Below are 19,672 nucleotides of genomic sequence, written 5' to 3'. Positions count from 1 at the left end.
CGACGACATGGCAAAGATCCTGTTCGTGCTGACCGGCTCCGACCACTGGACCCTCGCCGACGGCACCGCCCACCCGACCGGCTTCTGGGCCGAGGAGTTCGTCGCGCCCCGCCGGTCGTTCACCGACGCCGGCCACACCGTCGTCGTCGCGACCCCCGGCGGCGTGGTGCCGCCCGTGGACCGGGGCAGCCTGTCCGCCGACGCCAACGGCGGCCAAGCGCAGGCCGACGCCCTCGCGGCGGAACTGGAAGCTGCGGAGGAGCTCCGGCAACCGCTCAAGCTGGAGGACGTCGACCTCGCCGACTACGACGCCGTCTTCTACCCCGGCGGCCACGGCCCGATGGAGGACCTCGCGGTCAACCCCGACTCCGGCCGCCTGCTGGCCACCGCGCTGCGGGCCGGCACGCCGCTGGCCGTGCTGTGCCACGCGCCCGCCGCCCTGCTCGCCGCCGGTGACGCGTTCGCGGGGTACCGGGTGACGGCGTTCACCAACGAGGAGGAGAAGCTGGCGGGCCTGGCGGACAAGGCGAAGTGGCTGCTCCAGGACCGCCTGGTGGAGCTGGGCGTCGACTTCGTGGCCGGCGCGCCGTTCCAGCCGCACGTCGTGGTGGACCGCAACCTGTACACCGGCCAGAACCCGTCGTCCTCGGGGCCGCTGGCGAAGCAGATGCTCGAAGTCCTCTAGCCGGGATTCCGGCGGACCCGGGCGACGCGGTCCAGCCACCTGCGCGTGGTGGCCTCGTCGGCGGCGAACTCGGCGAACCGGTCGGGCACGGGCGCGGTCCGCGGCACCGGCAGCACCCCGTCCACCGGCACCAGGGACGCGGTCGTCACGTCGCCGTCCAGCAGCGGCAACGTGCCCAGGCCGCAGGCGAAGTCCAGCTCCGGCAACGCACCCGCGAGCGCGAGCCCGGCGGCCATCCCCACCGACGTCTCGACCGCCGACGACACCACGCACGGCAACCCGCACGCCTCGGCAACCTCCAGCGCACGCCGCACCCCGCCGAGCGGGGCCACCTTGATCACCGCCACGTCCGCCGCGCCGGCGACCGCGACCCGCAACGGGTCCTCGGCGCGGCGGATCGACTCGTCGGCGGCGATCCGGACGTCCACCCGCCGCCGCACGGCCGCGAGGTCGTCCAGCGACGGGCACGGTTGCTCGACGTACTCCAGTCCTTGCGCGGCCTTGTCCAGCGCGCGGATGGCTTGGACGGCGGTGTCCACGTCCCATGCGGCGTTGGCGTCCACCCGAACCGCGCCGTCGGGCCCCAACGCGTCCCGGACCGCCTCGACGCGGTCGAGGTCGTCGGACAGCAGCGTCCCGGGGTCGGCGACCTTCACCTTGGCCGTCGTGCACCCGGAGGTGGCGACGATGGCGTGCGCACGCTCCGGCGACACCACCGGAACCGTGCAGTTGACCGGGATGGTGTCGCGCACCGGTTCGGGCCACCCGCGTTCGGCGGCTTCGACGGCGGTCTCCCACCAGGGGACGGCTTCGGCGTCGTCGTAGTCGAGGAAGGCGCAGAACTCGCCCCAGCCACGCGTCCCTTCGAAGAGCACCCCTTCCCGCACGGTGATGCCGCGGAACCGGTTGCGCAGGGGGATCGCGTAGACGAACACCGGGGCAGCCTAGTTCGCCTCAGACTCCCGGAACTGCCTGGCTCTTCCTAGACCGCCTGGCTCGGGTGCCCTAGACCGCCAGACTCGGGTGTCCTAGACCGCCTGGCTCGGGTGGACCGGCCAGTCCGTTCGGATCGGGTCGAGCGCGGCCAGCCTCCGCACCGCACGCTCCGCCGACACCGGGTCGTCCCGTTCCTCGTGGGCGATGCGCAGTGCGTCGGCGAACTCGTCCAGCCGCCGATCCAGGTCCGCCAGCGCCCGCGTCGACTCGGCGATCTCGGCCGCCAACCCAGCCCGGTTCTCGACCCGCGCAAGGGCTTCCCGGACACCAAGGCTCTCCCGCAACGCAACCAAGGCCCGCCACAACAACACTTCCACCGCACCCACCCGCGCCGCCCCACCCGGCCCACCCGGCTCCCGCGCCGCCCCGTTCGGCTCCCGCGCCGCCCCGCCTGGCTCCCGCGCCGCCTCGCCCGGCTCCCGCGCCGCCCCGGCAGACTGGCCCGCCGCCCCGGCTGGCTCCCGCGCCGACACCGCCTCGCTCACCGCCAGGAAGTGCTCACACCACCGCCGCGCCCGCCGCCGCTGCTCGGGATCGACGAACTGCTCGCAGTGCACGACATCCCGCCCCGACGCCGCCACCACCACGTCCCACTCGGCCACCCGGGCAGGCACCACAAACCCCACCCCGACCAGCGCCACCCCCGCGACAACACCCCACCACCCGAGGCCCGGCACCACCACCGCCACCGCGGCCACCAACGGCACCACGACCGCGGCGAGTAATCGCCCCCGACGCCCCCGAGCCCGCCGAGCCACTCCAGCGACAACCCCGGCGGACTCCACCCCAGGCCGCCACACCCACCACCGAGGCAAGGGCCGAACCCGAACCACGACCGCCATCCCAGGCCCACCACCCAGCCACCCGCGCACCCCACGAACCGCGCAGCAGCCAACCTATCGCCACCCCAGGCCACCCCAGGCCACCCCGGGCTGCCCCACCCAGCCCAGCCCGCTCGCCCCGCCGGCCCGGTTCACACCCCGCCGTCCCCGCGACCTCTCCATACACGGGACGCGCGACCGGCCATCCGGTTTCAGATCCTGCATGTCACTCGATCGGGTACTCCTGGCCAAGCCGCCCGACCGAGCGCCGCCACCAAGCCAAACCAAACCAAGCGCCGCCGCCAAGCCCGCCCGCGCCCGACCGCGCCCGCCCGACCGCGCCCGCCCGACCGCGCCCGACCTTGGTCGCCGAAGCGAAGCCCGTCCCGTCCTGTCCCGCTCCGCCCCGGCCGTCCCGCCGGGTCAGCCGATCTCGGGGAGCTTCGGTCCCAGCAGGTCGTCCGCGTCGACGATCTTGTACGCATACCCCTGCTCAGCCAAGAACCGCTGCCGGTGTGCCGCGTAATCGGTGTCCAAAGTGTCCCGCGACACCACCGAGTAGAAGTGCGCCTGACGCCCGTCCCCCTTGGGCCGCAGCAACCTCCCCAGCCGCTGCGCCTCCTCCTGCCTGGACCCGAACGTCCCGGACACCTGCACCGCCACCGACGCCTCCGGCAGGTCGATGGAGAAGTTCGCCACCTTCGACACCACCAGCGTCCGCAGCTCGCCCCGCCGGAACGCGTCGAACAGGGCCTCGCGCTCCTTGTTCTTCGTCGAACCCTGGATCACCGGCGCGTCCAGCTCCTGGCCGAGCGTCTCCAGCTGGTCCAGGTACGCGCCGATCACCAGGGTGGGCTCGCCGGCGTGCCGGTCCAGGATCGCTCGGACGACCGGGAGCTTGGTGCGGGCCGTCGAGCAGAGCTTGTAGCGCTCCTCGGCTTCGGCGGTGGCGTATTCGAGGCGTTCGTTGTCGGTCAGGGTCACGCGGACCTCGGTGCAGTCGGCGGGGGCGATCCAGCCCTGGGCCTCGATGTCGCGCCACGGCACGTCGTAGCGCTTCGGGCCGATGAGGGAGAACACGTCGCCCTCCTGGCCGTCCTCGCGGACCAGGGTCGCGGTCAGGCCGAGGCGGCGGCGGGACTGGAGGTCCGCGGTCATCCGGAAGACCGGCGCGGGCAGCAGGTGGACCTCGTCGTAGACGATCAGGCCCCAGTCGCGCGAGTCGAACAGCTCCAGGTGCTTGTACTCGCCCTTCGACTTGCGCGTGATCACCTGGTAGGTCGCGATGGTGACCGGCCGGATCTCCTTGCGCTCGCCGGAGTACTCGCCGATCTCGTCCTCGGTCAGCGACGTGCGGGCCACCAGCTCGCGCTTCCACTGCCGACCGGCCACGGTGTTGGTGACCAGGATCAGCGTCGTCGCCCGCGCCTCGGCCATCGCCGCCGCGCCGACCAACGTCTTGCCCGCGCCGCACGGCAGCACGACCACGCCCGAGCCGCCCGCCCAGAACGCCTGCGCCGCCAGCCGCTGGTAGTCGCGCAGCTGCCAGCCGTCCTCGACCAGGTCGATGGGGTGCGCCTCGCCGTCGACGTACCCGGCCAGGTCCTCGGCGGGCCAGCCGATCTTGAGCAGCAGCTGCTTGAGCCGCCCGCGTTCGCTGGGGTGGACGATCACCGTGTCGGCGTCGATGCGCTCGCCGAGCATCGGCTTGACCTTCTTGTGCCGGAGCACCTCCTCCAGCACCGCGCGGTCCAGCGAGCTCAGGACCAGGCCGTGGGCCGGGTGGTTGGTCAGCTGGAGCCGGCCGAAGCGGCCCATCGTGTCGACCACGTCGACCAGCAGCGGCTGCGGCACCGGGTAGCGGGAGAACCGGACCAGCGCGTCCACCACCTGCTCGGCGTCGTGCCCGGCGGCGCGCGCGTTCCACAGCGCCAGCGGGGTGACGCGGTAGGTGTGGACGTGCTCGGGGGCGCGCTCCAGCTCGGCGAACGGCGCGATGGCGGTGCGCGCGTCGTCCGACAGCGGGTGGTCGACCTCCAGCAGCAGGGTCTTGTCCGACTGGACGATCAAAGGGCCGTCGGTCACGAGAACGCACTCCTGTCGTTGGCGTACCTCCAGTGTTCCAACCGGGTGCAAGTCGATCGCATTCCGCGACCTGGATCGTCACCGTCCGCGCACGGACTCGGTTTGATAAAGCCGCCGCCACCCGGATGGGGTAGTCGATAACGTCCCAGACCTTCCCGCCATGCCCCGACGCATGGAATCCCGGGGATCCCCGATGTGAACGAAGGTCATCATGAGCACGGACGCGCCCGCGCCCAACCCGAACTACCCGCCGCCTCCGCAGCAGCCGCCGTTCCCGCCGCAGGGCGCACCCATGCCGCAGGGTGGCATGCCGCCGGGGCCGCCGCTGCCGCCGCCGGTCCCGGCGCAGAAGAAGAAGCCGAGCGTCGTGGTGCGCATCCTGACCTCGATCGCGGGCCTCGTGGTCGCGGCCCTGGTCATCTACGGCTTCAACTACTTCACCAGCGACGCCGCCCAGACCAAGGCCGGCGACTGCGCGAGCGTGACCGGCACCCAGTCCAAGCCCGACTACAAGACGGTCGCGTGCGGCGCTGCCGAGGCGAACTACACCGTGGGCAAGGTGCTGGGCGGCCCGGGCGAGTCGTGCGGTAGCGACAACTACGACCAGTACACCGAGACCAGGCGTCGCGGCCCGGACTCGAAGCTGTGCCTGGTCCCGATCATGGCCGAGGGCAACTGCTACCAGCTCGACGGCAACGCCATGGGTTACCCGAAGGTGGACTGCTCGTCGTCGGGCGCGTACAAGCTGGTCAAGAAGGTCGAGGGGACCGAGGACGAGGCCGCCTGCACCGACGGCGCGCCGCTGACCTACCCGGAGCCGAAGCTGACCCTCTGCTTCGCCCCCACCGAGAACGCCTGATCACCCGACCGACCCACCGCCCGGCCGCCGACTGCCCCGCAGGGGGAACGGCCGCCGGGCGGTGGTGTGTCGGGTGTCGGCCGCGCCTGACCGCGGTCTCGGGAACGCTGACCGTGGTCTCGGGAACGCCTGATCGCGGTCTCGGGAGCGCCTGACCACGGTCTCGGGAACGCCTGATCGCGGGGGCGGGGGTGCGTGCCGCTACCTTCTGGGGCGTCACGCGCACCCGTCCAGCGAGGATGACCATGAGCGACGAGCCGAGCCGGCCCGAGCACGGCGGCGAGACCAAGCCGGACACGACGACCGACGCCGTCACCCCGGAAACGAACGTTTCGGAAACGAACGCACGGGAAACGAACGTTCCGGAAACGAACGGACGGGAAACGAATGGATCCGAAACGAACGGATCCGAAACGATCGTTCCGGATGCGAACGCTTCGGCTCAGGCTGCCGGTGAGTCCGAGCCGGGCGCCGACGAAGCCGGCACCCAGTCCCGCTACCTGGTCACGCCCGACGACGAGGACGCCGCGTCCGCCCCCGTCCCGGCGGACGGTGGTGGGAAGCGGAAGCTGCTGATCAGCGTGCTTGCCGTCGTGGCCGCACTCGCTGTCGTCACCGCCGGGTACTTCGTGCTCCGCGAGCGGGCCGCCGCGGACGCGGGCGACTGCGTCAGCATCGGCCGCCAGGACGAGAACAACCGCGCCGACGTCAAGACCCTCGGCTGCGACGAGGACGCCGCGTCCTTCAAGGTCGGCAAGGTCCTCGACAAGTCCGACGAGGCCTGCCCCGAGGACGGCCTGTACACCGAGGTGTCCCCGGCGGCCAGTGCGGGCGACGGCTACAAGCTGTGCCTGCTGCCCAACATGTCCGAGGGGTCCTGCTACAAGCCCGACGAGGGCACCGGGTTCGTCAAGACCGACTGCACCGGCCCGGAGACCATCAAGGTCACCAAGGTCATCAAGGACTCCGTGGACCTGTCCCAGTGCCCCGACAGCGCGGGCATGTCCTACCCGGAGCCCAAGATCACCTACTGCCTCGCGCCCGCGGAGCTCTAGCCGGGGCTGTGAGCGGCCCGCGTGACCTCTTTGTGGTGAACCCGGTCAACCCGGCGGGCGGCCGTGCCGATGTCGTAGACCATGCGGAAGATCGGATGGGTCGTCGTCGCGGTCGCCGTCGTCGCGGTCGGCTACTACTCGCTGATGATGATGGCCGGTGAGGACCGCGGGCCGGGCCCGCAGCCGGGTGAGTGCGCGCACATCGAGGGTCGCCCGGAGGCGCCCCAGTACCGCACCACCAGCTGCGCCGACGACCAGGCCAACGTCAAGGTCGCCAAGGTGGTCGACGCCGACGCGGAGTGCCCGCAGGGCGGTGCGCCCTACACCAAGTACACGTCGTCGCACACGCTGTGCCTGATCCCCAACTTCGTCGAGGGCAACTGCTACGGCCGGGACAAGCAGGCGGGTCTGCGCAAGGTCGACTGCACGACCGCCCAGTCGGTCCGGGTCGTGAAGGTCGCGCACGGCACGCCGGCGACGTGCGAGCCGGACCGGGCGGTGGCCTACCCGGAGCCGTCGGTCACGTTCTGCCTGGCCAAGAACGGCGGCTGACGCGGGCTCCTCGGCGGGGGTGTGCCGCGCCGCACGTCCGCGCCCGGGATGCGGGGAATCCGCTGCGCCGGGCCGGGCGGCGGCGGTACGTTCCGGCTCGCCCGAGCGTCGAGAGGAACCTGCGTGACCACGCCCCCGAACCCGCCCTACGGCCCGCCACCGGGGAACCAGCCCGGCGGTTATCCGCCCGGTGGCTACCCGGCGAGTGGGAACCCGCCCGGCGCGAACCCGCCCGGCGGCTACCCGCCCGGCGCGAACCCGCCCGGTGGCTACCCGGCCGGTGGGAACCCGCCCGGCTACCCGCCGTCCCAGCCGCAGGGCTTCCCCGCCCAGCCGGGCCAACCGGGGTACCCGCCGCCCTACCAGCCGCAGCCGGGCAGTCAACCGCCGCCGTTCCAGGGCCAGCCGGGCGCGTACCCGCCCCCGTACCAGCCGAACCAGGGCCAACCCGGCTCCGGCGCCTTCCCCGCCCAGTCCGGCGGCTACCCGCCGCCACCGCCGGGCTTCCCGCCCGGCCAGTCGGAGTTCCCCGCGCCGCCGGAGCAGAAGACCTCCAAGGGCGCCAAGATCCTGATCGCGCTGGTCGCCCTGGGCATCGTCGGTGTCGTGGTCGCCGGCCTGATCGCGAGCAAGGACAGTCCGGGCAGCGCCGACGCGGGCGACTGCATCAAGGTCAACTCCGTCTCGGTCTCCAAGGCCGACGTCGACAAGATCGACTGCTCGTCGCCGGAGGCCGCGTTCAAGGTCGCCGTCAACCTCGACAGCAGCACCAAGGCGTGCCCGACCGGCGACTACGCGGAGTACCGCGACAGCGGCGGCCGGCGCAGTGACGGCTTCAAGCTGTGCCTGGTGCTCAACGCGAAGTCGGGGGACTGCTTCAAGCAGGAAGGAACGATTGTCGCGGCCAAAACCACCAAGGTGACCTGTGGTTCTTCGGCCACGCACAAGGTGACCAAGGTCGCGAACACCGCGGACGAGAACCAGTGTGAGAGCGGGGACACGGTGTACGTCTACTCACAGCCCGCGACGACGATCTGCATGAGCGAGACGAAATAGGCGAAGGGGCCTTCCACGATCAACCGCGGAAGGCCCCTTCGAAATCAGCCACAGCGCGCGACCAAGCGGTCGCTCAGAGCGAACGCAAAGCTAGTTCGTGGTTCCCGGTGGCAACAATCCCTGGACGTCGAGGCGGCCCGGGAGGACGTCCTCGGTGTCCATCATGTCGGCCACCCGCTGGAGCCGGATCGGGTTGAGCGACAGCGGGAACGTGCCGACCGACACCAGGGCGGCGGTCTGCTGGTCGACGTCGACGTAGCCGGTCAGCGCGTCCTGCACGCCCAGCTTGTTGTTCGACGCGAGCTGCTGCGCCTCCCGCAGGACCTGCCGGAACAGGGCCAGCGTCTTGGGGTTGGCGTCGGCGAACTTCTTGCTCGACGCGTACCCGGACATGGGGAAGTCCTTGGTCGGGCCGACCGCGGTGTCGGTCACGATCCGCGCGCCGACGTCCTTCTGCGCCTTGGTGATGAACGGCTCGGTCATCCACGCGGCGTCGACCTGGCCCGCGCGCAGCGCGTTGACCATCTGGTCGAACGGCATGACCCGCAGGTTGATCCGCTGCTTCTCGACGCCGGCGGTGTCCAGCACGGCCTTGGTGGTCAGCGCGCCGATGTCCTTGTCGCTGTTCACGGCGATGCGCGGGGCCTCGAAGGCGGCCGGGCTGTCGTACTTGGCGTCGGTCGTGACCAGCGCCATCGTGTTGACGCCCGCCTGGTAGGCCTCACCCTGCAGCTGCAGCTGGGTGCCCTCGGCGACCGTGCGGAACAGGTTCACGTGGCTGGCCCACGTGATGTCCAGCGTGGTGTCGAGCTGCTTGATGCCCTCTTCCTCGCTGCTCAGCGTCACGAGCTGGACCGACAGGCCGGCCTTCTCGAACAGCTTCTCGTTGGTGGCGAGCTTCAGCGGGGCCACGTCGACCACGGGCATCACACCGATGCGGAGTGTGTTGCGTTCCACTTCGGGTGTGTCGTTGCTGGCTGTCCCGGGGAGCAGCCCACAGGCCGTCAGGGTCGCGGCACACGCGAACAACGCTGCCGCACGCCGGAGAACACGCGCTGGGGTTGGCATGGCACCTCTCGCCGCACGACCTCTTGAGCCGGTCCTAATGATCAACAGAATTCTCGGCCAGAAACGCCGATGCGGGGGATGGTAACCACCCGGAGGTGTGAAACGACAGTCCCGGCAGATACGGTGAGTGCTTCCGGAGTCTTCCCCGGGGCAGGGGTGGCGCACTACGCTCACCGGCCGGGTGGCACAAGGTCCAAGCGGGCCGTCGTGCCCCCGCCGGGGTGGGGTGGCCTAGCCGGCGCTACCACCTCTGTGCTGCAATTCGGCCCACTTTTCGTGTCCATGCTTCGGTCCGGGGGAGAGGCCGGGGAACACTGCTGCCGGAAGAGGAAGCCCAGGGTGGCCCGACGAGAGAGAGGTCCCAGCCAGGCTGGCGCGGGGATGCCCCCACGCTCCGATAGCCCCGGAACGGGTGACGGACTGGCTGCGTTGCGTGATGGAACTGTGACCGAGTCAACGGGCGCTGGGCCGAGCACCGACGTGCGGAAGAAGAACGCCGCCACCGCGGCGGGCTGGCGGCTGCGCAACTGGAAGCTGCCCACCAAGCTGGCCGCCGTGCTGCTCATCCCGACCGTCGCGGCGCTCGCGCTGGGCGGTCTGCGCGTGCAGTCCGACCTGGGGGACGCGACCGAGTTCAACCGGCTCGCCAACCAGATCCAGCTGGAGTCCGCGGTCGCCGACCTGGTCCAGCAGCTCCAGCGCGAACGCGACCTGAGCGCGAGCCACGTGGCCTCGGGCAAGCAGCTCGACCGCGTCGTGCTCGACCGGCAGCTGCGCCGGGTGAACGACACGTCCGACGCGCTCAAGACCAAGATCACCGAGCTGAGCGGCGACCTCGACGACGACGTCGTCGCCCGGTTCCGCCGCGCCTCCGAGCAGCTGACCCGGCTCAACAGCCTGCGCAACGCCGTCCGGGACACCGCCTACCCGTCCGACGCCGTGCTGCGCACCTACTCGGAGTCCGTGGAAAGCCTCCTGGACCTCGGCGAACAGGCCATCGCCGGCATCAACAACCCCGAGCTGGTGCGACTGCACCTGGCCACCAACGCGATCGCCCGCGTCAAGGAGCAGGAGTCCCGCAAGCGCGGCATCATGCTCGACGTGTTCCAGCGGGGCGCCTTCGGCCCCGGCCAGGAACGCGCGCTGCTCGCCGCGAACGCCGAGCTCGACGCGGCCCGCAACGACTTCCGCAAGTCCGCGACGCCCGAGCAGGCCAAGATCTACGACGACACCGTCACCGGTCTGATCGTCGACACCGCGAACGACATGCAGGAGTCGGCCCTGAACCTGGCCGCCGCCGGCAAGGGCCTGTCGTCGCTGCGCCCGGAGAAGTGGGACATCGCGTCCACGCTGACCGTGAACCTCACCCGGGACGTCGAGAACCTGCTGCTGGAGCAGCTGCAGAACCGCACCGACGAGCTGACCGGCGAGGCCCGCACCGCGGCGCTCTACGACTCGATCATCGTCCTGGGCGCGCTGCTGCTGGCGATCGTGATGGCCCTGTTCGTGGCCCGCTCGATCCTCAACCCGCTGCGCACCCTGCGCCGCACCGCCCTCGAGGTCGCCGACCACGGCCTGCCGGACGCGGTCTCGCACATCCTCAAGGACCCGAACCCGCAGGAAGCGGCCAAGACGGCCATCGCGCCGGTGCCGATCACCACCCGCGAAGAGGTCGGGCAGGTGGCGCGGGCGTTCGACGCGGTGCACGGCGAAGCGGTCCGGCTGGCCGCCGAGCAGGCGCTGCTGCGCGACAACGTCAACGCGATGTTCGTCAACCTGTCCCGCCGCTCGCAGGCCCTGGTCGAGCGCCAGCTGAACCTGATCGACCGGCTGGAGCAGGACGAGCAGGACCCGGACCAGCTGGCCTCGCTGTTCGAGCTGGACCACCTCGCGACCCGCATGCGCCGCAACTCGGAGAACCTGCTGGTCCTCTCCGGCACCGACCTCTCCCGCCGCCTGACCCGCCCGGTCCCGGCCGCCGAGGTCCTGGGCGCCGCGGTGTCCGAGGTCGAGCAGTACGCCCGCGTGCAGGTCGGCCAGACCCCGGAGCTCACCGTCCAGGGCCGCGCGGTCAACGACCTCGTGCACCTGATCGCCGAACTGCTGGACAACGCGACCGCGTTCTCCGACCCGGTGACCAAGGTGACCGTGCGCACGGCCCGCACCCGCAAGGGCGAGCTGGCCATCGAGATCCAGGACCGCGGCGTCGGCATGGCCGAGCAGGAGATCTCCGACGCCAACGAGCGCCTGGCCGACCCGCCCGAGGTCGACGTCGCCGTGTCCCGCCGCATGGGCCTGTACGTGGTCGCGCGGCTGGCCAAGCGGCACGACATCAAGGTCCGGCTGCGCGCCAACGAGGACATCGAGGGCGGCACCACCGCGCTCGTCGTCGTCCCCGACACGCTGGTCTCCTCGCCGGGTGCCGCCGCGGCGGCTCCGACCGTGTCGGCGTTCGGCGAACCCCAGGTGTCCGCGTTCGGCGAGCCCCTGAGCGGCGGCTTCGGCGAGCCGCTGGGTGGTTCCCTCGGCGGCGGCTACTCGAACCCGGCGGAGCGCAACAGCGGCATCGCGGGCGCGTTCACCGCGTCCACGCCGCGCGTCGAGGACGAGCCGGCCTTCCCGGTCAGCTTCGTGCACAGCGACGCCGAACCCGACGCGGCGGCCCCGCCGACCTTCGGCGAGGCGCCCGCGGAGACCTCCGGCGAGATCTCCCAGCCGTGGCTGCCGGTGGCCGACGACCACACCGCGCGCGACGTCGACAACGAGCCGTCCGGCTCCTTCGGCGAGCCCACGCTGTTCACCGCCTACGCCGACCGCCACGAGGACGAGGACGCCGACCAGCACGGGTTCGAGACGACCCAGTTCGCCCCGGCCATCGGCAGCCGGCTCGCGGGCGAACCGCTGGTGGACGCCTTCGCCGACCACCCCGAACCGCCCCAGGTGGAGCCCGCCCGGCGCAACGGCGCGGCCCCGCACACCCCGGAGCCCGCGCAGCAGGCAGCCCCGGCACCCAGCCGGGACGACCTGGACGCGCCGACCGAGCGGCTGCCGATCTACGAGGCGGTCCTCTCGCAGTGGTTCCAGGCCGTGGGCAGCGAGACCAACGCGGCGACCGCGCAGGACGTGCCGCCGGCGCCGGAGCCCGCCGTGGAGGCTCCGCAGCCGTCGTCGCTGCCGACGCGCAAGCCCCAGCCCGTGCCCCCGGTCGCGCCGACCACGGAAGGCGGCCCGGTGCACCCGCCGGTCGCGCCGCGCGAGGTCGACCAGGGCCGGCCGTTCACCGAGGGTGGACTGCCCAAGCGGCAGCCCGGCTCGGCCGACCACCTGCCCAAGCGCGCCGCGGAGGTGCCCCGCGTGACCGAGCCCGAGCCGGTCGTCGAGCCCGAACCCGCCGCGGCCGAGTCGGCCGAAGCGGTGTGGCAGTCGCCCGCCGACGAAGGCTGGCAGGCAGCACAGGCCCTGCTCAGCAAGACCCCCGAGACCACGACACAGGCAGGGTTGCCCAAGCGGGTGCCCAAGGCTCAGCTTGTGCCGGGAAGCGCCGCGCCGCGGACCACCCCGTCCGCGGAACGGCAACCGCAGCAGCGGCCCCCGCTGCCCCCGCGGAGCGCTGACGCGATCCGCGGACGCATGTCGAGTCTTCAGCAGGGCGTCCGTCGAGGGCGACACGCGTTGATCGACGCTTACGCTGGTGACATGTCGAGCCGGCAAGACGAGGAGCAGGAGTGACGACCGCAGCTCAGCCAGGCAGCTTTGGTTGGCTTATCACCGACTTCGTGCGCCGGGTTCCCGGTGTGGCACATTCCGTGGTCGTGTCGGCGGACGGGCTGCTGCTCGCCGGCTCCCAGGGACTCCCCCGGGACCGCGCCGAACAGCTCTCCGCCGTCGCGTCCGGACTGGTCAGCCTCACGGCCGGCGCGGCGCGGTGCTTCGAGGCGGGTTCGGTCAACCAGACCGTGGTCGAGATGGAGCGGGGGTACCTGTTCCTGATGTCCATCAGCGACGGTTCGTGCCTCGCCGTCCTCGCGGCCCCGAACTGTGACATCGGTCTCGTGGCCTACGAGATGACCCTCCTGGTCGAGCGCGTCGGCCAGCAGCTGACCCCGGAGCTGCGCGCGCAGCTCCAGGGCGTGGTTCGGCGGTAGTCCTCATGAGATCGTGGGGGTGAGCGGTAAATGGCTGAACGATCTGGCGCCGGCGGACGCCGCTTCGGTAGGAACTTCAACTACCAGGAGTGGGCGGTCGGTGGCTTCCAATTCGCTGAGCCGGATGCCGACCCCGCAGAGGACGAGGAAGCCGAGCACGCATCCAACCCGTGGGCCGGTCGGCCGGCCGAGCCACCACGGGGAGAAGGCACAGGGCAGGGGCTAGGCGATATGTCTCAGCGTGAGGTTGACGACTCGTCGTACGACTACGACGACGTCCCCAACCGGTTCGACATCGACGGGTACGGCAGCGGCCTGTTCGGAGGTCCGGGAGCCGATCTGTTCGGTGCCCACGGCCTGCCCGACAGCGTGCCGGAACAACTGCCCTACGCGACCGGGCCGCAGCCGGTCGTGCGACACGAGGAGGACCCCGCGGCCGAGTCCGGCTCGCTGGTCCGCCCGTACACCCGGACCGGCGGTCGCACGCGGCCGGACTACGACCTGGCCATCGAGGCGCTGGTGTCCACCAGCGAGCGGGGCATGGAGCGGGACGCGGCGGTGCTGCCGGAACACCGGTCCATCTGCGGTCTGTGCACCGACACGCGCTCGGTGGCGGAGGTCGCGGCGCACCTGCGGCTCCCGCTGGGCGTCGTGCGGGTGTTGATCGGTGACATGGCGAGCATGGGTTTGGTTTTGATTCACCAGGGTGGCTTGGTCGTGGGGGACCGGCCGTCCATTGAATTCCTTGAGAGGGTGCTCAGTGGGCTTCGCAGGCTCTAGCCCCAACGCGGCCGAAGGCGCTCGCAAGCCGACGACTTCCGCGAAGATCGTGGTCGCCGGTGGTTTCGGTGTGGGCAAGACGACGTTCGTCGGTTCCGTGTCGGAGATCGTTCCGCTGACCACCGAAGCGGTGATGACCGAGGCCAGCGCGGGTGTGGACGACCTGTCGGCGACGCCGAACAAGGTCACGACCACGGTGGCGATGGACTTCGGTCGGGTGTCGTTGGACCAGGACTTGATCCTGTACCTGTTCGGTACGCCGGGTCAGCACCGGTTCTGGTTCATGTGGGACGACTTGGTGCGGGGTGCGATCGGTGCGATCGTGCTGGTGGACACGCGGCGGTTGGCGGACGCGTTCGCGTCGATCGACTTCTTCGACGACCGGCAGTTGCCGTACGTGGTGGGGGTGAACTGCTTCGACGGTTTGCTGCACCACCGGATCGAGGACGTGCGTGAGGCGCTCACGATCGACCAGTCGGTGCCGATCGTGACGTGCGACGCGCGGAACCGGCAGTCGACCAAGCAGACGTTGATCACGCTGGTGGAGCACGCGATGCGCCAGTGGATGTCGGTGCGCGCGGGCTGATCCCGGCTTGGTGGCGTGGGGCGGTCTCGACCGAGGCCGCCCTTCGCGCTGTCCGGGTCAAGCGGAGCCCGCGATGAGGGCTTCGGTGCGCGTCCGGGCCTCTTCTCGCGCCCGTTCCATGTCACGCCCGGCAGCCTGATCACGGCGGCCCTTGGCGGCCTTGACGTCCTTCCAGGACCGGGCCATCGGCGTGTCCTCCCGTTCGGGGTCCTGTCGGAACCGGCTGAAGGGCGGTCCCCGGTGTCGGAGACCGCCCTTCACCGTGCCTGCGTCAACAGCGAGGCCGGGCTGGGTCAGTCGTCCCAGTCGCCGTCCCACCAGTCGTGGTGGTGGTCGTCCCAGTCATCGTCGTCCCACCAGTGGCCGTCCCACCAGTCGTCGTCATCGTCGTCGTAGTAGTAGTTGTTCTCCTCGTTGTAGCACTCGTTGTCGGCGCCACCGAAGACGATGCTGCTGACGATCACGTTGTTGCAGGCTTCGTCGTCGCCGCCGTGACGGTCGGGCATGGCGGGGGACGCCGTGGCCGTGGCCGCGGACAGGGCCAACGCGCCCGCCGCCGTTGCCGCCGCCAGCAGGACCCTGCGGATGATGGACATGCGCACTCCTCCCGAGTTGGTTCGCGCACAAAGGAAATCCACCTCGACGCTAGGTCACCGCGGCGGCACTGGCGGGTGGTCGTGACTACCCGTACGGGCATCACGCAGGGTTGACGGGGGCCCGCTCCGGGACGGTCTCGTCGTGGGAGGCCGCCCGGGCGGGACCGGCGAGCGGGGTGACGCCCGCCCCTGGTGCGGCCCTGTGTCGGACGTGCTTGCCGCACTCCAGAAGTTAGAACGAGGGCGGGGACCCCGTGGGGTGTTCAAACGCCCCGAACGGGGATCACTCAGTGTCGTCTTCGACCAGTGCGGCCGACGTGATGCGGTGCAACGGGAACCGGCGGACCTCGCCGTAGCTGACGTCCACGCCCTCGAGCACCCCGCCGCCGACGACCTGCGGCTTGATCACCCGCCGGGCCGCCGTCCCGTGGCTGTCCACGAAGTCCACGAGCACACCGCGGCCCTCGCGCGCGGCCCGCTGCAGCAGGTCCAGGGTCGCCGACGGACCGGCGCCGAGGTGACCGGGCACCGCGACCCGCGCCCCGCCCGTGGTGGCCGCCGCCCGGTCGCCCGCGCGCACCAGCCGCACCAGCTCGCCCAACTGCTCGTCCGACGGCAGCGACGGCACGACGACCCGCCGCCTGCCCTTGCCCGGGATGCGCCGACCCGCCGCACGCAGGTCCAGCACCCGCCCGTCCGGTCCCTCGGCGGCGGGCGCGAACCCGGCGGCCCGCAGGCCATCCACGACCTCGGCCAGCGGGTAGGGGCTGACCAGCACGGTCGGCGCGATGCGGCGCAGCTCCAAGCGCTCCGCCGCCGGGTGCGCCACGACCTCGGCCACCAGGACGGGGTCGTCGCAGCGCAGGAACGACCCGGCCGCCCCACCACGCAGCCGTCCGTGCTTGCGGGCGGTGTCGTCGATCAGGTAGGTCAGCGACTGCGGCACCGGCGTCTTGGACTTGGCCCGGAACAGCTCGTGCAGCTCGGCCGCCGTGCGCCCGGCGTCGAACGCCCGCCGCACCGACCCCTCGTGCACCCGGTACACGGTCGCGCCACCGGCCGACTCGACGTCCGCGACCAGCGCGATCTCCTCCGCCAGCTCCGGCTCCAGGCGTCCCGGCGCGACGACCGTCAGGTCCGCCTGCACCAGGACGTGGTCCACCGGCGCGGGCAGCGCGTCACCCAGCCTCTTCGCCGCTGGCCCGGCGCCCTCGGACAGCAGCGTCCGGCCCTGCGCGGTCAGCGCGCCCAGCGCCAGCACGCCCACCGACGTGCCCTCGTCCACCGTCCACCGCACCAGCTCGTCCCGCAGCCGACCACCTCGCCGCGGCGCTCGCCACGCCAGCACGGCGGCCAGCTCGGTCACGTCCGACACGGCCGTCCCCGGCGGCAGCGCGGCGAGGGCGTCCAGCACGCGCCGGCGGTCGCGGGGCGCACCGGGCCGGTTCAACTCGGGTGCCAGCGGGTTGAGCAGCCGGTCCCGGTCGTCCCGCTGCCCGATCAACCCCGGCAGCCGGGGCAGGTCCAGCCACGCCTGCGCCACCGCCGCCCACCGGTGCTCCGGGGCGGCGGTCAGCCACGAGTCGGCCTGCGTGGTCGGCACCCACTCGGGCTCGCCGCCCTCGCTGTCGGCCACCAGCCCCGCGTTGACGACCAGTTCGACCAGCAGCGCGGCCCGCCGCTCGTCCACGTCGAGCTCCTTGGCGACCCGCCGCAGCTCGCGCACCCCGACCCCGCCGGACCGCAGCACGGCCGGCGGCTCGTCGGACCACAGCGTCAGCAATCCCTCCACGTGCCGGCACAGCTCCAACGCCTCGCCGCCACCCGTGTTGTCCACCGTCGACGGCTCGCGCTGGACCGTGGTCAACGGCGGCTCGGTGGCCTTGATCTCACCCAACGGCCGCTCGCCGCGCATCTTGAGACCGATCTCACGCGGCAACTCGACGGTCAACGCGTCCCGCCGCACGAGCAGGCCCCTGGCCAGCAGTTTCTGGATCGGCGTCGTGGCGTTGGCCAACGAGACGACGTGCGCGGCGTCCTTGGTCTGCCCCACCGGCGGGCCGGCCGCCAAGGCCGCCAGGACCCGCCGCTCGTCCTCGCCCAACGCCCCCAGGTCGGCGTCGGCCAGCGAGGGCACGGACCGACCCAGCCCACACGGGAACGGGTTCACGGCGTCGCGAGTGGCCGGCGGCGTGGACAACCCGGAGTCGTCCCCCCACACCAGCGCCCGGTCCCGCAACAGCCGCACGGTCGGCCGGACGTCCACGTCGAACAGCCGGTCCAACTCCTCCAGGGCGACCGGCCGCACGTCCGCATCCAGCACCAACAGCGCTTCCAGGACGCTCAACGCCAACGTGTCCAGGTCCTCGCAGGCCCGCGAGACCGACGCCCGGGACCCGATCCGGGTGGCCAGCACGGTGAGGTCGGCCGGCGGCGGTGTGGCCAGGTCGGGCCGGGCGCGCAACAGCGCCACGAGCGCGGAGTCGTCCTGCGCGCGCAGCCAGTCGGCGAGAGTGGTGCCGGACATCCCCACCACGGTATAGGGCCGCGCGCGCCCCGGGAGCGGTGAGGCACACTTGTCCACGACCTGAAGCACCCCCGGAGGAGGAACCGTGGCCAAGGCCCGCCCCGAGCGCATCGACCCGAACTGGCCGGAGCCGCCCGCGGACGGCAAGTACGCGGTGAGCGAGCTGGCCAGCGACGTCCAGGGCGCCCTGTCCCCGTTCGGCAAGGTCACCTTCCCGCTGCCGGTCGAGGACCTGGGCTACCACCACCCGGTGACCGAGATCAACCGCTGAGGACACCCGCTCGAAACGCCGCGCACGCACGCGACGAGCCGCCTACCGACGGCTCCCAGCGCGCCCGCGCGGCGTTTTTCGCGCGCGGAATCTCCTGGGCCGGGCCGATCGAGTCGCAAGAGTTCCGTTAATCCGGTCGGACTACGCTGGAACCTCCGCTGAGCAGTGCAGTACTGCAGTGCCCGTCATGGGAGGTTCGATGCCGGTCCCCGGCCCTGGTTACTCGATCACCGTCCGTCTGGAGGCGCCGCCGTCGGCGAGCGCGGCGGGGGACCTCACCTCGGCTGTCGGGCGGGCCGGTGGCGTCATCACCGCGTTCGACGTCGTCGAGTCGCACACCGACCGCGTGATCATCGACCTCACCTGCAACGCGCTGTCGGCCAACCACGCCAAGGACATCACCGACACCCTCGAGCTCCTGCCGGGGATCGTGGTGCGGAAGGTGTCCGACCGCACCTTCCTGGTGCACCTCGGCGGCAAGATCGAGATCTCCTCCAAGGTCCCGCTGCGCAACCGCGACGACCTCTCCCGCGCTTACACACCCGGCGTGGCCCGGGTCTGCCAGGCGATCGCCGAGAACCCCGACGACGCCCGCCGCCTCACGATCAAGCGCAACACGGTCGCCGTCGTCACCGACGGGTCCGCCGTGCTCGGCCTGGGCAACCTCGGCCCCGCCGCCGCGCTGCCGGTGATGGAGGGCAAGGCGGCCCTGTTCAAGAAGTTCGCCGGCGTGGACGCGTGGCCGGTGTGCCTGGACACCCAGGACACCGAAGAGATCATCCGCGCGGTCGAGCTGATCGCCCCCGTCTACGGCGGCATCAACCTCGAGGACATCGCCGCCCCGCGCTGCTTCGAGATCGAGGCCCGGCTGCGGGAGAAGCTGGACATCCCGGTCTTCCACGACGACCAGCACGGCACTGCCATCGTTGTCGTCGGCGCCCTCCGCAACGCGCTGCGGGTTGTCGGCAAGAAGCTCGCCGACTGCAAGGTCGTGGTCTGCGGGGTCGGCGCGGCCGGGTCCGCGATCATCCGGTTGCTGCTCAAGCAGGGTCCCGGGGACGTGGTGGCGGTCGACGTGGACGGCATCGTGCACCGCGACCGGCCGGGCCTGGACGACAACCTGAAGTCCATCGCCGCGGTCACTAACAAGGACAACGTGTCCGGCCGCCTGCACGACGCGCTGGTGGGCGCGGACGTGTTCATCGGCGTGTCCGCGCCGAACCTGTTCGGGGCCGACCAGGTCGCGACCATGAACTCCGACGCGATCGTGTTCGCGCTGGCCAACCCGGACCCGGAGATCGACCCGATGGAGGCGCAGAAGCACGCCGCCGTCGTGGCCACCGGCCGCAGCGACTTCCCCAACCAGATCAACAACGTGCTGGCGTTCCCGGGCGTCTTCCGGGGCCTGCTGGACGCGCACGCCCGCACCATCACCGACGCGATGCTGCTGGCCGCCGCGAACGCCATCGCGGACGTGGTGGACGGGGAGAAGCTCAACGCGTCCTTCATCGTGCCCAGCGTGTTCGACACCTCCGTGGCACCCGCCGTCGCCGAAGCCGTCCGGAAGGCGGCGGTCGAGCAGGCTTAGCA

At 71.7% G+C, this 19,672-nt stretch carries 18 protein-coding genes; 11 read left to right on the top strand and 7 right to left on the bottom strand.

The annotated features are described in order from the left end of the window. Positions 1-7: 7 nt before the first annotated feature. Positions 8-685 (top strand): type 1 glutamine amidotransferase domain-containing protein, encoded by a 678-nt coding sequence (locus tag DFJ66_RS21345; RefSeq protein ID WP_121231527.1) that lies wholly within the window; start codon positions 8-10, stop codon positions 683-685. Here DFJ66_RS21345 and DFJ66_RS21340 read toward each other — a convergent pair. The 3 genes from DFJ66_RS21340 to DFJ66_RS21330 all read right to left on the bottom strand — a co-directional run bounded on the left by DFJ66_RS21340 (position 682) and on the right by DFJ66_RS21330 (position 4,587). Next, the gene (locus DFJ66_RS21340) at positions 682-1,620 is read right to left on the bottom strand and encodes an o-succinylbenzoate synthase (protein WP_121223433.1); all 939 of its coding nucleotides are present in this window, start codon (positions 1,618-1,620) and stop codon (positions 682-684) included. The genes DFJ66_RS21345 and DFJ66_RS21340 overlap by 4 nt on opposite strands. A gap of 93 nt (positions 1,621-1,713) precedes the next feature. After that, positions 1,714-2,379 carry a hypothetical protein gene (locus tag DFJ66_RS42880; RefSeq protein ID WP_170199570.1) on the bottom strand — a complete coding sequence of 222 codons (666 nt, stop codon included), beginning with the start codon at positions 2,377-2,379 and terminating at the stop codon, positions 1,714-1,716. Between the two features lie 546 nt (positions 2,380-2,925). Further along, positions 2,926-4,587 (bottom strand): DNA repair helicase XPB, encoded by a 1,662-nt coding sequence (locus tag DFJ66_RS21330; protein ID WP_121223431.1) that lies wholly within the window; start codon positions 4,585-4,587, stop codon positions 2,926-2,928. A 211-nt stretch (positions 4,588-4,798) separates the two neighbouring features. Between DFJ66_RS21330 and DFJ66_RS21325 the strand changes: the two genes are divergently transcribed. The 4 genes from DFJ66_RS21325 (at position 4,799) to DFJ66_RS43575 (ending at position 8,109) form a co-directional block, all read left to right on the top strand. Beyond that, positions 4,799-5,446 (top strand): LppU/SCO3897 family protein, encoded by a 648-nt coding sequence (locus DFJ66_RS21325; protein ID WP_121223430.1) that lies wholly within the window; start codon positions 4,799-4,801, stop codon positions 5,444-5,446. Between the two features lie 593 nt (positions 5,447-6,039). Continuing rightward, positions 6,040-6,501, top strand: coding sequence for an LppU/SCO3897 family protein (locus DFJ66_RS42200; protein ID WP_147459325.1), 462 nt, complete (start codon positions 6,040-6,042; stop codon positions 6,499-6,501). Between the two features lie 81 nt (positions 6,502-6,582). After that, positions 6,583-7,053, top strand: coding sequence for an LppU/SCO3897 family protein (locus DFJ66_RS21315; protein ID WP_121223428.1), 471 nt, complete (start codon positions 6,583-6,585; stop codon positions 7,051-7,053). A 123-nt stretch (positions 7,054-7,176) separates the two neighbouring features. Next, positions 7,177-8,109 carry an LppU/SCO3897 family protein gene (locus DFJ66_RS43575; RefSeq protein WP_211351260.1) on the top strand — a complete coding sequence of 311 codons (933 nt, stop codon included), beginning with the start codon at positions 7,177-7,179 and terminating at the stop codon, positions 8,107-8,109. Positions 8,110-8,199: 90 nt separating this feature from the next. Here the strand turns inward: DFJ66_RS43575 and DFJ66_RS21305 are convergent, their stop codons facing one another. Then, entirely contained in the window at positions 8,200-9,066 is an 867-nt protein-coding gene (locus DFJ66_RS21305; RefSeq protein ID WP_246029846.1) for an ABC transporter substrate-binding protein, read from the bottom strand. 555 nt (positions 9,067-9,621) lie between these two features. On the opposite strand from DFJ66_RS21305, the gene DFJ66_RS21300 reads away from it, so the two are divergent. From DFJ66_RS21300 to DFJ66_RS21285, 4 genes are read left to right on the top strand one after another with little or no spacing between them, the layout of a single operon-like run. Next, on the top strand, positions 9,622-12,906 hold the full coding sequence (locus tag DFJ66_RS21300; RefSeq protein ID WP_246029845.1) for a nitrate- and nitrite sensing domain-containing protein: 3,285 nt from the start codon (positions 9,622-9,624) through the stop codon (positions 12,904-12,906). Further along, positions 12,903-13,322: a roadblock/LC7 domain-containing protein gene (locus DFJ66_RS21295; RefSeq protein ID WP_121223425.1), complete on the top strand. Its 420-nt coding sequence runs from the start codon at positions 12,903-12,905 to the stop codon at positions 13,320-13,322. Before DFJ66_RS21300 ends, DFJ66_RS21295 begins: the two co-directional genes overlap by 4 nt. Before the next feature lie 30 nt (positions 13,323-13,352). Continuing rightward, the gene (locus DFJ66_RS21290) at positions 13,353-14,102 is read left to right on the top strand and encodes a DUF742 domain-containing protein (protein ID WP_121223424.1); all 750 of its coding nucleotides are present in this window, start codon (positions 13,353-13,355) and stop codon (positions 14,100-14,102) included. After that, complete coding sequence (locus DFJ66_RS21285) at positions 14,083-14,688, top strand: GTP-binding protein (protein ID WP_033432210.1); 606 nt, start codon at positions 14,083-14,085, stop codon at positions 14,686-14,688. The genes DFJ66_RS21290 and DFJ66_RS21285 overlap by 20 nt, the downstream gene beginning before the upstream one ends. A gap of 57 nt (positions 14,689-14,745) precedes the next feature. On the opposite strand, the gene DFJ66_RS45080 is transcribed toward DFJ66_RS21285, so the two are convergent. From DFJ66_RS45080 to DFJ66_RS21270, 3 genes are all read right to left on the bottom strand, one after another. Then, positions 14,746-14,874, bottom strand: coding sequence for a hypothetical protein (locus tag DFJ66_RS45080; protein WP_281276629.1), 129 nt, complete (start codon positions 14,872-14,874; stop codon positions 14,746-14,748). Between the two features lie 107 nt (positions 14,875-14,981). Then, a complete protein-coding gene (locus tag DFJ66_RS21275) occupies positions 14,982-15,284 on the bottom strand; it encodes a hypothetical protein (RefSeq protein ID WP_121223423.1) in 303 nt (100 codons plus the stop codon). A gap of 283 nt (positions 15,285-15,567) precedes the next feature. Beyond that, positions 15,568-17,811, bottom strand: a complete 2,244-nt coding sequence (locus tag DFJ66_RS21270) for a helicase-associated domain-containing protein (protein WP_121223422.1) — start codon at positions 17,809-17,811, stop codon at positions 15,568-15,570. A gap of 85 nt (positions 17,812-17,896) precedes the next feature. On the opposite strand from DFJ66_RS21270, the gene DFJ66_RS21265 reads away from it, so the two are divergent. After that, on the top strand, positions 17,897-18,082 hold the full coding sequence (locus tag DFJ66_RS21265; protein ID WP_121223421.1) for a hypothetical protein: 186 nt from the start codon (positions 17,897-17,899) through the stop codon (positions 18,080-18,082). A 199-nt stretch (positions 18,083-18,281) separates the two neighbouring features. Further along, entirely contained in the window at positions 18,282-19,670 is a 1,389-nt protein-coding gene (locus DFJ66_RS21260; protein ID WP_121223420.1) for an NAD-dependent malic enzyme, read from the top strand. Positions 19,671-19,672: the final 2 nt, after the last annotated feature.

The organism is Saccharothrix variisporea (assembly GCF_003634995.1).
Classification (GTDB): Bacteria; Actinomycetota; Actinomycetes; order Mycobacteriales; family Pseudonocardiaceae; genus Actinosynnema; species Actinosynnema variisporeum.
This window is presented reverse-complemented; position numbering and strand designations above follow the sequence as displayed.

Bases quoted from the DNA above. Each gene is read 5' to 3' on its own strand.
- DFJ66_RS21345 (WP_121231527.1), top strand. From the start codon at position 8: ATGGCAAAGATCCTGTTCGTGCTGACCGGCTCCGACCACTGGACCCTC.
- DFJ66_RS21325 (WP_121223430.1), top strand. From the start codon at position 4,799: ATGAGCACGGACGCGCCCGCGCCCAACCCGAACTACCCGCCGCCTCCG.
- DFJ66_RS21315 (WP_121223428.1), top strand. From the start codon at position 6,583: ATGCGGAAGATCGGATGGGTCGTCGTCGCGGTCGCCGTCGTCGCGGTC.
- DFJ66_RS21290 (WP_121223424.1), top strand. From the start codon at position 13,353: ATGGCTGAACGATCTGGCGCCGGCGGACGCCGCTTCGGTAGGAACTTC.
- DFJ66_RS45080 (WP_281276629.1), bottom strand. From the start codon at position 14,874: ATGGCCCGGTCCTGGAAGGACGTCAAGGCCGCCAAGGGCCGCCGTGAT.
- DFJ66_RS21275 (WP_121223423.1), bottom strand. From the start codon at position 15,284: ATGTCCATCATCCGCAGGGTCCTGCTGGCGGCGGCAACGGCGGCGGGC.
- DFJ66_RS21270 (WP_121223422.1), bottom strand. From the start codon at position 17,811: ATGTCCGGCACCACTCTCGCCGACTGGCTGCGCGCGCAGGACGACTCC.
- DFJ66_RS21260 (WP_121223420.1), top strand. From the start codon at position 18,282: ATGCCGGTCCCCGGCCCTGGTTACTCGATCACCGTCCGTCTGGAGGCG.